The organism is Burkholderia arboris (assembly GCF_902499125.1).
Lineage (GTDB): Bacteria > Pseudomonadota > Gammaproteobacteria > Burkholderiales > Burkholderiaceae > Burkholderia > Burkholderia arboris.
On sequence record NZ_CABVPX010000019.1, the window covers coordinates 91,634 to 106,671 of the forward strand.

Below are 15,038 nucleotides of genomic sequence, written 5' to 3' on the forward strand. Positions count from 1 at the left end.
CGATGAACCTCGTCGCCGCCCTCGACCGCGCCGCCCGTGCGACGCCCGACAAGCCGTTCCTCGTCAGCGAATCCGCGACGATCACGTATGCCGCCGCACGCGAGCGCTCGCACCGCGCGGCGGCCGTGCTGAGCGCGCTCGGCGTCGCGGCCGGCGACCGCGTCGCCGCGATGTGCTTCAACACGCCGGCCTTCGTCGACCTGATGTTCGGCGCCTGGCGGCTCGGCGCGGCGTTCGTGCCGATCAACCACAAGCTGCAGGCGCCGGAAGTCGACTACGTGCTCGAACACAGCCGCAGCAAGGCACTGCTGTTCGACGTGGCGCTCGCGCCGGTGGTCGAGCGCCTCGTGCATCCGGCGCGGCGGATCGTGACCGAGGGCGAGCTCGACGGCGTGCCGAACTTCGACACGATGTGCGCGACGCGGGACGGCCTCGCGGGCATCGAGCCGGCCGACGGCGACATCGCGCAGATCCTCTACACGTCCGGCACGACCGGCCGCCCGAAAGGCTGCGTGCACAGTCATCGCACCGTGACGCTCGCGGCGATGCAGGCGGCGCTCGCGACCGGCATCGGCCGCAACGAGCGCACGCTGATGGCGATGCCGATCTGGCATTCGTCGCCGCTGAACAACTGGTTCGGCGGCACGCTGTTCGCGGGCGGCACCGTCGTGCTGCTGCGCGAATACCATCCGCTGCGCTTCCTGCAGGCCATCGAGCGCGAGCGCGTGACGATGTATTTCGGCGCGCCGGTGTCGTACACGCTGCCGCTCGACACGATCGACGGCTTCGCGGCGTTCGACCTGTCGAGCGTGCGCGCGTGGCTGTACGGCGGCGGGCCGATCGGCGCCGCGCAGGCCGAACGGCTCGCACATGCGTATCGCAGCCACGCGTTCTTCCAGGTGTACGGGATGACCGAAACGGGCCCGGCCGGCACGACGCTGTATCCGGACGAGCAGATCGCGAAGGCCGGCTCGATCGGCCGCCAGGGCGGCCCGGGCGTCGACCTGCGCGTCGTGCGGATGGACGGCGCCGATGCGCGGCCGGGCGAGACCGGCGAGATCTGGCTGAAGACCGACTGCATGATGCTCGGCTATCTCGACGACGCGGCCGCGACGCACGCCGCGTTCGCGCCGGACGGCTGGTATCGCACCGGCGACATCGCGCGGATCGATCAGGATGGCTATCTGTTCATCGTCGACCGGCTGAAGGACATGATCGTCACGGGCGGCGAGAACGTCTATTCGAAGGAAGTGGAGGACGTGCTCGGCGCGCACCCGGACATCGCCGAGGCGGCCGTCGTCGGCGCCCCGCATCCCGACTGGGGCGAAACGGTCGTCGCGCACGTCGTGCTGCGCGCGAACGCGACGCCCGACGCGGATGCGCTGCGCGCGTTCTGCGGCGAGCGGCTCGCTGCGTACAAGGTCCCGCGCGAGTTCACGTTCGCGCAGGCGCTGCCGCGCACGCCGACCGGCAAGCTGCAGAAATTCCTGCTGCGCGTGCGCCGGGATTGACGCCTGCACACGCCAATGAAAAAGCCACCCGGCCTCAACGGCCCGGTGGCTTTTTGTCATGAGCGACCGGGCAGCGACCTTCGCCGCCGCCCGCGCGTCAAAACATCACGACAGGCTGCTTACTTGCCGCCGATGCTCTTCAGCGGCTTCCACTCGCCCTTCTCGACCTTGTACATCGTGATGCCGCCGTTCTTCAGGTCGCCCTTCGCGTCATACGCGACGTGCGTCGACGTCACGCCCGCCATGTCGGACTTCGCGAGCACCGGCAGGTACTTCGCCGGATCGGTCGAATCGGCCTTCTTCATCGCGTTCAGCATCGCCATCGCGCCGTCGTACGCGTACGGCGAGTACGTCTGCACGTCTTCGCCGAAGCGCTTCTTGTACTTGTCGGCGTAGGTCTTGCCGCCCGGCATTTCTTCCAGCGGGAGGCCGGCCAGCGAAGCGATCGTACCGTCGGCCGCGTTGCCGGCGATCTTCAGGAACGTCGGCGTCTTCACCATTTCGCCGCTCATCAGCGGTGCGGCGATGCCGAGCGTCTTCATCTGCTTGACCATCGGCGCTGCCTGCGAATCCGCGCCGCCGTAGTAGACGAGGTCCGGCTTCGTCGACTTGATCTTGGTCAGAATCGCCTTGAAGTCGACTGCCTTGTCGTTCGTGAATTCACGGTCGACGATCGTCGCACCGCCAGCCTTCGCGGCCTTCTCGAACTGGTCGGCAAGACCCTGGCCGTAGGCCGTGCGGTCGTCGACGATCGCGATCTTCTTCATGCCGAGATCCTTCGACGCGAACGTACCGGCCACCGAGCCCTGCTGCGTGTCGGACGTCATCATGCGGAAGGTCGTCTTGTAGCCCTGCTGCGTGTATTCCGGTGCCGTCGCCATCGCGATTTCCGGAATGCCCGCGTTCGCGTAGATGCGCGAAGCCGGGATCGTCGTGCCCGAGTTGAAGTGGCCGAGCATGCCCTTGATGCCGTCGTCGACGAGCTTCTGCGCGACCGTCGTGCCCGTGCGCGGGTCAGCCTGGTCGTCCTGCGTGTTCAGCACGAACTTCACCGGCTTGCCGCCGATCTTCGGGTTCGTCGCGTTGAAGTCTTCCAGCGCGAGCACGATCCCGTTCTGCATATCCTTGCCGTAGTGCGCCTGCGCGCCCGTCATCGGCCCTGCGTAACCGATCTTCACGTCATCCGCATGGGCCGTCCCCGCCAGCGACATGACCGCGACGAACGTCGCGCCTGCCAGCTTTTTCATCGTGTGTTGCATAGCATCTCCTTGGTACCAGGGTAAATGGAGCGGCTTCGGGATCGCCTTGCCGCTTCCTTTGTTTGATCCGAACGGCAAGGATGATCAGCCGATCGTCATCAAATTCGCATTGCCGCCGGCCGCCGCCGTGTTCACGCTCACCGAGCGCTCCGTCAACAGCCGTTCCAGCGCGTAATCTTCCGCATCGCCGTTCTCGAACGCGCCTACCGACACGCCCTGCACCGACACGATCGGGCCCGGCCGCTGCGCGACGTCCTTGACCAGCGTCTGCAGCTCGTCGCTGTCGCCTTCGAACAGCACCGCGTCGAACGGCACGTCGGCCTGCTTGCGCACGGTTGCCTGCGCCTTCAGCGACGCGGGCAGCGCGGCGACCAGCGCCTCGCCGGCCGCGCCGGCGAACAGCGCACGGTTGCCGGTCGCCAGCACCGCCGCGAACTGCGCACGCGCGCCGCTTGGCGTCGCCGCGACACACAGCACCGTGCCGCGCGGGCCGAGTGTATACGTGTTTCGCTCGCCCGTCGGCCCGGTCAGCACGGCGGTCGCGCCAGCCGGCACCTGTGCCAGATAGCCGTCGCAACGTGCCGCCAGTGCCGGCTCGCGCTGCTCGATCAGCCAGTCGCGCAGCGTCGTGAGTGCCGCCGCCGGATTGCCGCGCGCATCGCCTTCAACCGCACCGTCCGCGATCAGCGTCTGCGCGAGCGAGCGCGGCAGGCCCGACGGACGCGTCGCGAGCAGGCGCTGCAGGTACAGCGCGCCGCCGGCCTTCGGGCCCGTGCCCGACAACCCTTCGCCACCGAACGGCTGCACGCCGACCACCGCGCCGATCACGTTGCGGTTCACGTAGATGTTGCCGACGTGCGCATTCGAAATCACGTGCGCGATCGTCTCGTCGATCCGCGTGTGGATGCCGAGCGTCAGCCCGTAACCCGTTGCACGGATCTGCTCGAGCAGCTTGTCGAGCTGGCTGCGGCGGTAGCGCACCACGTGCAGCACGGGGCCGAACACTTCACGCTTCAGCTCGTCGATGGTGCCGATCTCGATCAGCGTCGGCGGCACGAACGTGCCGTGCGCGCAGGCTTCCGGCGACGGCAGTTGCGTGACCGCGTGGCCCTTGTCCTTCATCGTCGCGACGTGCGTGTCGATCGTCTGCTTCGCTTCGCCGTCGATCACCGGGCCGACGTCCGTCGACAGCCGGTCCGGGTTGCCGAGCGCCAGCTCGTGCATCGCGCCCTTCAGCATCGTCAGCGTGCGGTCCGCGACATCGTCCTGCAGACACAGAACGCGCAGCGCCGAACACCGTTGACCGGCCGAATCGAACGACGACTGCATCACGTCCGCGACGACCTGCTCCGCGAGCGCCGACGAGTCGACGATCATCGCGTTCTGGCCGCCCGTTTCCGCGATCAGCGGAATCGGCTTGCCGTCCGGGTCGAGGCGCGCGGACAGCGTTTTGTTGATCAGGCGCGCGACTTCGGTCGAACCGGTGAACATCACCGCACGCGTGCGCGGATCGGCAACCAGCGCCGCGCCGACGGTCTCGCCGTCGCCCGGCAGCAGTTGCACCGCACCGGCCGGCACGCCGGCCTCGCGCAGCAGGCGCACGGCCTGGGCGGCGATCAGCGGCGTCTGTTCGGCCGGCTTCGCGAGCACCGTGTTGCCTGCTGCCAGCGCCGCGGCCACCTGGCCCATGAAGATCGCCAGCGGGAAGTTCCACGGGCTGATACAGACCACGGGCCCGAGCGGACGGTGCGTGTCGTTCGAGAATTCGTCGCGGATCTGCGCTGCGTAGTAGCGCAGGAAGTCGACCGCTTCGCGGATCTCGGCGATCGCGTTCGGCAGCGACTTGCCGGCTTCGCGCACGATCAGGCCCATCAGCGTGTGCATCTGCGCTTCGAGCAGGTCGGCTGCGCGCACCAGGCAGTCGGCGCGCGCGTCCACCGGCGTCGCCTGCCAGATCGGCGCGGCGGCCACCGCATGCGCGAGCGCCGCGCTCACGTGTTCGGCCGTCGCTTCGCTGACCGTGCCGACCAGGTCGCGCTGGTCGGCCGGGTTGCGCACGTCGCGTGCCGGTGCGTCGGCGAGCGTGTCGTCGTCGAGCATCGGCGCCGCGCGCCACGGGAAGTGCGCGCTCGCGAGCAGCGCGGACGACAGCGATGCGAGGCGGTGTTCGTTCGACAGGTCGAGGCCCATCGAGTTGGGACGCTCGTCGCCGTACAGGTTGCGCGGCAGCGGGATCTTCGCGTGCGGCGCGCCGAGCGGCACGACCTTCGACGCTTCGTCGACCGGATCGGCGACCAGTTCCTTCACCGGCACCGCCTTATCGGCGATGCGGTTCACGAACGACGTGTTCGCGCCGTTCTCCAGCAGGCGGCGCACCAGGTACGCGAGCAGCGTCTCGTGCGTGCCGACCGGCGCATACACGCGGCACGGGCGGTTCAGCTTGTCGCGGCCGGTGACTTCCTCGTACAGCGGCTCGCCCATCCCGTGCAGGCACTGGAATTCGTACTGGCCCGGGTAGTAGTTCTGGCCCGCGAGCTGGTAGATCGCGGCCAGCGTGTGCGCGTTGTGCGTCGCGAACTGCGGATAGACGGCATCCGGCGCCGCGAGCAGCTTCTTCGCGCACGCGAGGTACGACACGTCCGTGTAGATCTTGCGCGTATAGACCGGATAGCCTTCGAGGCCGTCGACCTGCGCACGCTTGATCTCGGTATCCCAGTACGCGCCCTTCACGAGGCGGATCATCAGGCGGTGACGGCTGCGGCGCGCGAGATCGATCAGGTAGTCGATCACGAACGGGCAGCGCTTCTGGTAGCCCTGCACGACGAAGCCGATGCCGTTCCAGCCCGCGAGATCCGGATCGAAGCACAGCGCCTCGAGCAGGTCGAGCGACAGTTCGAGACGGTCGGCTTCTTCCGCGTCGATGTTCAGGCCGATGTCGTAGCGGCGCGCGAGCAGCGCAAGGGCGCGCACGCGCGGCAGCAGCTCGCTCATCGTGCGGTCCTGCTGCGAGCGCGAGTAGCGCGCGTGCAGCGCCGACAGCTTGATCGAGATGCCCGGGCCTTCGTAGATGCCGCGGCCGCCGGCCGCCTTGCCGATCGCGTGGATCGCCTGTTCGTACGACGCGTAGTAGCGCTGCGCGTCCTCTTCGGTCGTCGCCGCTTCGCCGAGCATGTCGTACGAGTAGCGGAAGCCGCGCGCTTCGTACTTGCGGCTGTTCGCGAGCGCTTCGGAAATCGTCTCGCCGGTGACGAACTGCTCGCCCATCAGGCGCATCGCCATGTCGACGCCCTTGCGGATCAGCGGCTCGCCGCCGCGGCCGATCAGGCGCGTGAGCGCCGACGACAGGCCCGCTTCGCTGTTGGTCGTCACGAGCTTGCCGGTGATCATCAGCCCCCAGGTCGCCGCGTTCACGAACAGCGACGGCGCGTGGCCGACGTGCGAGCGCCAGTCGCCCTTGCTGATCTTGTCGCGGATCAGCGCATCGCGCGTCGCGCGATCGGGAATGCGCAGCAGCGCTTCGGCGAGACACATCAGCGCGACGCCTTCCTGGCTCGACAGCGAGAACTCGTGAATCAGCCCTTCGACGCCGCCGCCCGAGCTCTTCTCGCGCAGCGCCTCGACGAGCTTCGTCGCGAGCGCCTGCACGTCAGCCTGCAGGTTGGCCGGCAGGCGCGCCTGGCCGAGCAGGAACGGCACGCATTCCGGTTCGGGGCGGCGGTACGCGGCCGTGATCGCCGCACGCAGCACCGATTGCGGCTGCACGTTCTGCGCGAACTCGAGGAACGGATGCGGCGAGTTGTCGTCGTCGCCGTCCGCCGCCTGACCGTCGGCGAGCTCCGTCACGCCGCTGTGGCCCGACAGCTCGGGCGGCAGCTGGCCGTGCTCGATCCGCTCGAGGTACGCGAAGATCGCCTGCTTGATCAGCCAGTGGGGAGTGCGCTCGAGACGCGCGGCGGCGTCCTTGAGGCGCGAGCGGAGAAGGTCGTCGACTTTGACGCCGAGAGTCGTGCTTGCCATGGTGGGTTCGTGCGCCGGTGCGAGCCCGGCAATAGGGTGTGAGAGGATGCGCGAAATCCTACGGCACGCAATAAAAAGGTGCAACCAAATTGCGAGATAGGTTGCACCTACAGGTTAGTCAATATAATCAGCCACTTATGCGGTTGCAACCTAGGGGTTGCCCGTGGTCGGAGGATCGGTGTTTTCCCTGATCGGGCCGATTCGGCACGCGTGTGCAACCTTCGGCGCGCGCGGAAGCGGCCGAAAACGGGTTGCACTGGGGGAGAGACGCGGGTGCGGCGCCCGGTTCGGGCGCGACGACAGACAGTTGGGTGGCGCCTGGCGGGCCGGGCGTCTTCAATACGGCAGCGCGCCGCTCAGATATCCAGCGGATCGACTTCGACGCTCCATCGCAGCACGCCCTTCAGCGCGCGCAGCTCCGGCTGCCAGGCCCGCAGCGCATGCTGCAGCGCCGCCCGCGACGCGCTTTCGAGCAGCAACTGCGCGCGATGGACGTTCGCGACCTTGACGATCGTCATCGGCACCGCGTCGTAGACGGTCACGCGATCGGCGCCCGGCAGCCCGGGCAACGCCGCCGCGGCCTGCAGCAGAAACGCGAGCGCCGCGTCGAGCGTGCGCCCTTCGGCGCGCAGCAGCGCCTGATAGACGAACGGCGGCAGGTGCGCGTCGCGGCGCTCGCCGAGCGTCGAATTCGCGAAGCCGACGTAATCCTGCCGCCCGAGCGCGTGGTACAGCGCGTGACGCGGGTAGCGCGTCTGCACCATCACCTCGCCCGGCAGCCCGGCGCGGCCTGCGCGGCCGCTCACCTGCATCAGCTGCGCGAACAGCCGCTCGCTCGCGCGGAAGTCGTGCGAGAACAGCGCGGTGTCGGCGTTGAGCACGCCGACGAGCGACACGCGCTGGAAGTCGTGCCCCTTCGCGATCATCTGCGTGCCGACCAGGATGTCGACCTCGCCCGCGTGCACGTCGGAGAACAGCGCCTGCGCGCTGCCCTTGCGGCGCGTGCTGTCCGCGTCGATCCGCAGCACGCGCGCGCCCGGCACGGCCTCGGCCAGCGCTTCCTCGATGCGCTGGGTGCCGCGCCCGAGCGGCGCGATGTCGACGTTCCCGCACTCGGGGCACGACCGCGGAATGCGCGATTCCCAGCCGCAGTGATGGCAGCGCAGCGCATGCTCGGGCTTGTGCAGCACGACATACGCGCTGCAGCGCGGGCAGCCGGCGACCCAGCCGCATGCGTCGCACGCGAGCTGCGGGGCATAGCCGCGCCGGTTCAGGAACACGAGGCTCTGCTCGCCGCGTTCGAGCCTCGCCTTCAGCGCCGCGACGAGCGGCCCCGACAGCCCGCCCATCGACGCGCGGCCGCGCCGCCGCTCCTCTTCGAGATCGATCAGCCGCACGGTCGGCAGCGTCGCGTCGGCCACCGCGCGGCGCGACAGCGTGAGCCGCGTGTAGCGCCCCTGCTCGGCCTGCCACCAGCTTTCGAGCGACGGCGTGGCCGAGCCGAGCACGACCGTGATGCCGAGCTGCTTCGCGCGCCACACGGCCAGATCGCGCGCCGAATAGCGCAGCCCTTCCTGCTGCTTGTACGCGGGCTCGTGCTCCTCGTCGACGACGATCAGCGCGAGCGTCGGCATCGACGCAAGCACCGCGAGCCGCGTGCCGAGCACGATCCGCGCGCGGCCCGTGTGCGCGGCCAGCCAGTTGCGCGCCCGCTCGCCCTCGGCGAGCCCGCTGTGCAGCGTGACGATTGCATCGTCGGCGAGCGCGCCCGCGAAGCGCGCGCGAAACGCCGCCTCGAACTGCGGCGTCAGGTTGATTTCGGGAACGAGCACGAGCGCCTGCGCGTCGGGCCGCGCATCGAGCAGCGACGCAAGCGCATGCAGATAAACCTCGGTCTTGCCGCTGCCCGTCACGCCGTGCAGCAGGAACGGCGCGAAGCCCTCCGCCGCGCGGATCCCGTCGAGCGCCTCGGCCTGCTGGTCGGTCAGCGCCGGCGGCACAGTTCGTCCACCGGTTGTCGACAGGTTATCCACAGCTTTGGGCACAGGCGCATCGGCCCAGCCAATTTCCTCGATATCGACCCAGCCGCGCGCCGCCCAGTCGTCGAGCGTCGCGGCCGCCTTCGGGTGGAGCGCGCGCGCGTCGGGCAGCGTCAGCGAGCCGGTATCGACGAGCGCCTGCGCGAGCCGCCGCAGCGCCGCGCCGCGTGCGGGCAACGCATCGGGCAGCGCCGCACGGCCGGCTTCGGTCGGCCGGTAGCGCACTTCGGGCGCGAGCAGCCGCCCCCAGCGCCCGGCATCGCGCAGCGCCTGCGGCAACGCCGGCAATGCGACCTCGCCGCGCCCGCGCTGATAGTAGTCGGCAGCGAACGACACGAGCGCGAGCCAGTCGGCCGACAGCGGCGGCAGGTCGGCGCAGATCGCATCGACCGCGCGCAGCCGCGACGGCGGGACATCGGTGTGAGTCGTGACTTCGCAGACGAGTCCGACGGCCTGCCGCTTGCCGAACGGCACCTGCACGAGCGTGCCGGGCACGGGTGTCGGCTGCGCATCGCAGCGGTAGTCGAACAGGGTCGCGAGCGGATGGTCGAGCGCGACGCGCAGGTAGGTGCCGCTCATTGCGGCGCTCCGGCGGCAGCGATACGCGAAGTACAGGCGGCTTGCATCCGCGCCCGCATCGCGGCGGCGAACTTAAAGTAAAACGTCAGATTCGGCGCTAAGTTTTGGATTCGCATTAGGAATCGCCGTATACCCTGCCCAGCCTGTGGATAACTTTGTTGAGAACTCGCCGCCCAATGGCCGCAACGCGCGCGGGGCCGTGCTTTCCGCTGTTTTTCGCCGCTTGCTGCAGCGCCCCGCGGAGCCTTATTCCATAAGGCTGCTATTCAAATTACCAAACCATAGCGAGACAATTTGACCGATACGGGGCTCTACCGCGCTGCAACGTGGAAAATGTGTATAAGTCAAGTCTTGACAAGCACCGAATCGGCAACCGGTGCGGGGTTGCGCCCTGTTTAGTGCGCGCAACGAAACGCTGTCACCCCGCAATGCAGCATGACAGCGCTTGCGTTCAGCCGGCGGCGCCGCTACGGATCGCGCGGCTGTGGCTATGTACTTCGTCGACGAGTTCGGCGACGTGATCGGGCGACGTGAACTGCGAGATACCATGCCCGAGGTTGAATACGTGGCCCGGATGGTTGCCGTAGCTGTCGAGCACCGCACGCGCCTGTTCGCGCACCGCGGCCGGCGGCGCAAACAGGATCGTCGGGTCGAGGTTGCCCTGCAGCGCGACACTCCCGGCCACGCGCTCGCGCGCGGCGCCGAGGTTGACGGTCCAGTCGAGCCCGACCGCGTCGACGCCCGTCGCCGCGATCTCTTCGAGCCACAGCCCGCCGCCCTTCGTGAACGTGATCACCGGCACGCGCTCGCCGTCGTGCTCGCGCTTGAGCTGCGACACCACGCGGCGGATGTAGTCGAGCGAGAAGCGCTGGTACGCGCCGTCGGCCAGCGCGCCGCCCCACGTGTCGAAGATCATCACGGCCTGCGCGCCCGCTTCGATCTGCGCGTTCAGGTACGCCGCCACCGACTGCGCGTTCACGTCGAGGATCCGGTGCATCAGGTCGGGGCGCGAATACGCCATCGACTTCACCGTGCGGAAATCGTCCGACCCGCCGCCTTCGACCATGTAGCACGCGAGCGTCCACGGGCTGCCCGAAAAGCCGATCAGCGGCACGCGCTGGCGACCCTGGCCGTCGGTGAGCGCGCGGCGGATCTCGCGCACGGCGCCCGTCACGTAGCCGAGCGTCTCCTCGATGTCCGGCACCGCGAGCTTCGCGACGTCGGCCTCGGTGCGCACCGGATGCGCGAACTTCGGCCCTTCGCCGACCTGGAAATCGAGGCCGAGCCCCATCGCGTCCGGAATCGTCAGGATGTCCGAGAACAGGATCGCGGCGTCGAGCGGGAAGCGCTCGAGCGGCTGCAGCGTCACCTCGGTCGCGTAGTCGGGATTCTTCGCGAGACCGAGGAAGCTGCCGGCGCGCGCACGCGTCGCGTTGTATTCGGGCAGGTAGCGGCCAGCCTGGCGCATCAGCCAGATCGGCGTGTAGTCGGTCGGCTCGCGCAGAAGCGCACGCAGGAAGGTGTCGTTGAGCAGGTTATGGGCCACGGTAGGAGCGACGATGCGAAGGCAAAGCGGCATTTTACCGGACTGCCGCCCTCAGGCTGCGCATGCCGACGCGATGGCGGCCATATGACGCGCGCGATGGCTCCGTTATGATCGGACGCTCATATCGAACGAAACGAAGGAGGAGACCGATGAAGACACTCGCCACGCTCGCCGGGGCCGCGCTGCTCTGCTGCGCCACCGCGCACGCGCAGACCGCCGCGGGCGCCGCCACGGCCGCGCCGGGCGCCGGTTCGCGACTCGACGACGTGCTCGCACGCGGCACGCTGCGCGTGTGCACGACGGGCGACTACAAGCCGTATTCGTACTACCGCCCGGATGGCCGTTTCGAGGGCATCGACATCGACATGGCCGAATCGCTCGCGAAGTCGCTCGGCGTGAAAACCGACCTCGTGAAGACGAGCTGGCCGAACCTGACCGCCGATTTCGTCGCGAAATGTGACATCGCGGTGGGCGGCGTGTCGACGACGCTCGAGCGCCAGAAGCGCGTGTTCTTCACGCAGCCGTACGTCGTCGACGGCAAGACGCCGATCGTGCGCTGCGCGGACGCCGACAAGTACCAGACCATCGCGCAGATCGACCGGCCCGAGACGCGTGTGATCGTGAATCCGGGCGGCACCAACGAGCGGTTCGCGAAGCAGTTCTTCACGCATGCGAACCTGACCGTCTATCCGGACAACGTGACGATCTTCAAGCAGATCCTCGCGGGCAAGGCCGACGTGATGGTGACGGATGCATCCGAGACGCAACTGCAGCAAAAGCTGAATCCGGGGCTGTGCTCGGTGCATCCGGACAAGCCGTTCCAGTTCGGCGAGAAGGCGTACATGGTGCCGCGCGGCGATGTCGTGTTCCAGCAATACGTCGACCAGTGGCTCCATCTCGCGCTGTCGACCGGCGAATACCAGGCGATCTCGGACAAGTGGCTGAAGTAAGCAGGCCCGCGCGCGGCGGCCGATAACGGGCACCGACCCCGTGGCCGCCGCGGGCCGCAATCGTCACGCGACGGCTGCGTTTGCGCCGCCGTTACATCTCGCCATCGCGCCACCGCAGCCCGCAACCGGCTCCAGACCACCGAATCGGCCGATCGGCCGACTTCCGCGCAGTCCGATCACGTTTCAAAATCTTTCTGACGAATGAATCGTCATGCACGGTATCGGTCATGCCGCGCACTTTCTCGCGTGAAAATCGGCAATTCATCGCGCCCGATACGCATGAAAAACGCATCGCGCGCATACCCTGAAAACGCTGCGGAAAATTTGAGTAAAAATGACCTTTTTCAGGACCCCGAAAACAGCAAAAAATCCCGGAAAGCCTTATCTGGCGGGCGTTACAACCTGAAACACTTTGTTACCGCGACGGGTCATTAATTCGCCCACAATGGCCTCAACGGTTTCAACACGGATGCGGTCTCGTGTGCCAAGTGTGAGCGGACGCGAAGCGCTGCGAGCCAGTCGGTCACGTACCGAAGCCCTTCCGAGGGGCATCCCTGTTGGAGTCGTTTCCGGCCCCCCGCCGGATCCGGTTTCATCTTTGGTCTCCTCGCGCTAACCCCGTAGCGTGTGGTTTTTAGCGGGCTAATAAGCCCGCTTTTTTTCGTCCATCGAAAGCGTAACGGCCCGCAGGCCGCCACGTTTTTCCCGCCGCAATACCGCTTCAAGCGGTCTTCTGCACGTCGAGCTTCAGCTCCTCGATCATCCGGTCGCGCATCACGAACTTCTGCACCTTGCCCGTCACCGTCATCGGCAACTCGTCGACGAAGCGAATGTAGCGCGGAATCTTGTAGTGCGCGATCTGCCCGCTGCAAAACGCGCGCACGTCGTCTTCGGTCATCTGCTCGTCCGCGCGCAGCACGATCCACGCGCACAGCTCCTCGCCGTACTTCGCATCGGGCACGCCGAAGACCTGCGCACTCTGGATCTTCGGATGCCGGAACAGGAATTCCTCGATCTCGCGCGGGTAGACGTTCTCGCCGCCGCGAATCACCATGTCCTTCAGGCGGCCGACGATGTTGCAGTAGCCGTCCGCATCGAGCGTCGCGAGGTCGCCGGTGTGCATCCAGCCGTCGACCAGCACCTCGCGCGTCTTCGCGTCGTCGTCCCAGTAGCCGAGCATCACCGAATAGCCCTTCGTGCACAGCTCGCCCGTCGCGCCGACCGGTGCGATGTCGCCGCTCGCATCGACGATCTTCACTTCCAGGTGCGGCTGGATGCGGCCGACCGTCGTCGTGCGCTTCTCGAGCGGATCGTCGGTCGAACTCTGGAACGACACGGGGCTCGTCTCCGTCATCCCGTACGCGATCGTGATCTCCGACAGATGCATCTGCGACACGACGCGCTTCATCGTCTCGATCGGGCACGGCGAACCGGCCATGATCCCGGTGCGCAGCGTCGACAGGTCGAACTTCGAAAACTCCGGATGATCGAGCTCCGCGATGAACATCGTCGGTACGCCGTGCAGCGCGGTGCAGCGCTCGCCGGCCACGGCCGCGAGCGTGGCGACCGGGTCGAACGCCTCGCCCGGGAACACCATCGCCGCGCCCTTCGACACGCACGCGAGCACGGCCAGCACCATCCCGAAGCAGTGATACAGCGGCACGGGAATGCACAGCGTGTCCTGCTCGGTGAAGCGCATCGCGGTCGCGATCGAGCGCCCGTTGTTGACGACGTTGCGGTGCGTGAGCGTCGCGCCCTTCGGGCTGCCCGTCGTGCCGCTCGTGAACTGGATGTTGATCGGGTCGTTGGCCGTGAGCGTCGCGCCGATCGCATCGAGCAACGCGGGATCGACCGCCTGGCGGCCGCGCGTCATCACGTCCGCGAAGCGGAACATGCCGGCCGGCGCGACGTCGCCCATCGACACGACCGTGCGCAGGCTCGGCACGCGTGCCGCATGCAGGTCGCCCGGCGTCGCGCCCGCCAGTTCCGGCGCGATGGCCTGCAGCATCTCGACGTAGGCCGACGACTTGAAGCGTTCGGCCGTGATCACGGCCTTGCAGCCGACCTTGTTCAGCGCGTATTCGAGCTCGGCGAGCCGGTAGGCCGGATTCAGGTTCACGAGCACCGCGCCGATCCGCGCGGTCGCGAACTGCGTGAGCAGCCATTCGCTGCGATTCGGCGACCAGATGCCGACGCGGTCGCCCTTCACGATGCCGAGCGCGGCCAGCCCGGCCGCGAGCACGTCGATCTCGTTCGCGAACTCGCGCCAGGTCCAGCGCACCTGCTGTTCGCGGAACACGACGGCCGGACGATCCGGAAAGCGGCCGGCCGTGTCGAGCAGGAACCGGCCGATCGTCGCTTCGGATAGCGGCACGTCGGTCGCGCCACGCACGTACGACAAGCCGTTCTCGGGCGCGATCAGCGCGCCCACGCCAAGGTCTGCTGCCATGAATGTCTCCGTCCTTTTTTGTCTGATCGGCCCCGCGCGCGCCTGCTGCGCCCGCCTCCGCCGCCTGATCGCGACGGACAGCCTCACCGCGGATGATGCCGCGCTCCGCTGACGACACTCTGACATCAATTCGCGGCGGACGGATGAAATAGCACGACCGGACGCAATGATCCGGCCCGCAATCCGCAGACGAAAAAAAAGCAGCCCGAAGGCTGCTTTCTTTCGCGGGATACGCGGCGCGGCTTAGTGCCGGCTGCGGATCTTCGCCAGACGCTGGATCGCTTCGAGCTGCGCCATCGCGGTCGCGAGCTCGGATTGCGCCTTCGCGAGGTCGAGATCCGACTTCGCGTTCTGCAGCGTTTCCTCGGCACGCTTGCGCGCTTCCTCGGCTTTCGCCGCGTCGAGGTCCTTGCCGCGGATCGCGGTATCGGCGAGCACCGTCACGGCGCCCGGCTGCACTTCGAGAATGCCGCCCGCGACGAACACGAATTCGTCGTTGCCGCCCTCGACTTCGATGCGCACCGCACCCGGACGAATCCGCGTGATCAGCGGCGTGTGGCCCGGCAGAATACCCAGCTCACCCGTTTCGCCCGGCAGCGCGACGAATTTCGCCTCGCCCGAGAAGATCTGCTCTTCCGCGCTGACGACGTCTACTTTGATGGTTGCCATATGGACTCCTGTCGGCGGG

The 15,038-nt window shown here is 67.8% G+C and carries 8 protein-coding genes; 2 read left to right on the forward strand and 6 right to left on the reverse strand.

Going from position 1 to position 15,038, the window contains the following annotated elements; translation table 11 throughout:
- The first annotated feature begins 2 nt into the window (after window positions 1–2).
- Window positions 3–1,511 carry a class I adenylate-forming enzyme family protein gene (locus BLA15945_RS22720; protein WP_174993429.1) on the forward strand — a complete coding sequence of 503 codons (1,509 nt, stop codon included), beginning with the start codon at window positions 3–5 and terminating at the stop codon, window positions 1,509–1,511.
- Between the two features lie 119 nt (window positions 1,512–1,630).
- On the opposite strand, the gene BLA15945_RS22725 is transcribed toward BLA15945_RS22720, so the two are convergent.
- The 4 genes from BLA15945_RS22725 to hemE form a co-directional block, all read right to left on the reverse strand.
- Window positions 1,631–2,770 (reverse strand): branched-chain amino acid ABC transporter substrate-binding protein, encoded by a 1,140-nt coding sequence (locus BLA15945_RS22725; protein WP_166963881.1) that lies wholly within the window; start codon window positions 2,768–2,770, stop codon window positions 1,631–1,633.
- A gap of 84 nt (window positions 2,771–2,854) precedes the next feature.
- Window positions 2,855–6,787 carry a trifunctional transcriptional regulator/proline dehydrogenase/L-glutamate gamma-semialdehyde dehydrogenase gene (putA, locus tag BLA15945_RS22730; protein ID WP_174993430.1) on the reverse strand — a complete coding sequence of 1,311 codons (3,933 nt, stop codon included), beginning with the start codon at window positions 6,785–6,787 and terminating at the stop codon, window positions 2,855–2,857.
- A 356-nt stretch (window positions 6,788–7,143) separates the two neighbouring features.
- The gene (locus BLA15945_RS22735) at window positions 7,144–9,405 is read right to left on the reverse strand and encodes a primosomal protein N' (RefSeq protein ID WP_174993431.1); all 2,262 of its coding nucleotides are present in this window, start codon (window positions 9,403–9,405) and stop codon (window positions 7,144–7,146) included.
- A 451-nt stretch (window positions 9,406–9,856) separates the two neighbouring features.
- On the reverse strand, window positions 9,857–10,951 hold the full coding sequence (hemE, locus tag BLA15945_RS22740; RefSeq protein ID WP_319002396.1) for a uroporphyrinogen decarboxylase: 1,095 nt from the start codon (window positions 10,949–10,951) through the stop codon (window positions 9,857–9,859).
- A gap of 149 nt (window positions 10,952–11,100) precedes the next feature.
- Here hemE and BLA15945_RS22745 point away from each other — a divergent pair, with 149 nt between their 5' ends.
- On the forward strand, window positions 11,101–11,901 hold the full coding sequence (locus BLA15945_RS22745) for a transporter substrate-binding domain-containing protein (protein ID WP_174993432.1): 801 nt from the start codon (window positions 11,101–11,103) through the stop codon (window positions 11,899–11,901).
- A gap of 721 nt (window positions 11,902–12,622) precedes the next feature.
- On the opposite strand, the gene BLA15945_RS22750 is transcribed toward BLA15945_RS22745, so the two are convergent.
- Window positions 12,623–14,350, reverse strand: a complete 1,728-nt coding sequence (locus tag BLA15945_RS22750) for an AMP-binding protein (RefSeq protein WP_174993433.1) — start codon at window positions 14,348–14,350, stop codon at window positions 12,623–12,625.
- Window positions 14,351–14,593: 243 nt separating this feature from the next.
- Entirely contained in the window at window positions 14,594–15,019 is a 426-nt protein-coding gene (locus BLA15945_RS22755; protein WP_006477288.1) for a F0F1 ATP synthase subunit epsilon, read from the reverse strand.
- Window positions 15,020–15,038 lie beyond the last annotated feature (19 nt).

Excerpts from the sequence above, each read along its gene's own strand:
- BLA15945_RS22750 (WP_174993433.1), bottom strand. The coding sequence starts at position 14,350 with ATGGCAGCAGACCTTGGCGTGGGCGCGCTGATCGCGCCCGAGAACGGC.
- BLA15945_RS22755 (WP_006477288.1), bottom strand. The coding sequence starts at position 15,019 with ATGGCAACCATCAAAGTAGACGTCGTCAGCGCGGAAGAGCAGATCTTC.
- BLA15945_RS22720 (WP_174993429.1), top strand. The coding sequence starts at position 3 with ATGAACCTCGTCGCCGCCCTCGACCGCGCCGCCCGTGCGACGCCCGAC.
- BLA15945_RS22745 (WP_174993432.1), top strand. The coding sequence starts at position 11,101 with ATGAAGACACTCGCCACGCTCGCCGGGGCCGCGCTGCTCTGCTGCGCC.
- BLA15945_RS22735 (WP_174993431.1), bottom strand. The coding sequence starts at position 9,405 with ATGAGCGGCACCTACCTGCGCGTCGCGCTCGACCATCCGCTCGCGACC.
- putA (WP_174993430.1), bottom strand. The coding sequence starts at position 6,787 with ATGGCAAGCACGACTCTCGGCGTCAAAGTCGACGACCTTCTCCGCTCG.
- BLA15945_RS22725 (WP_166963881.1), bottom strand. The coding sequence starts at position 2,770 with ATGCAACACACGATGAAAAAGCTGGCAGGCGCGACGTTCGTCGCGGTC.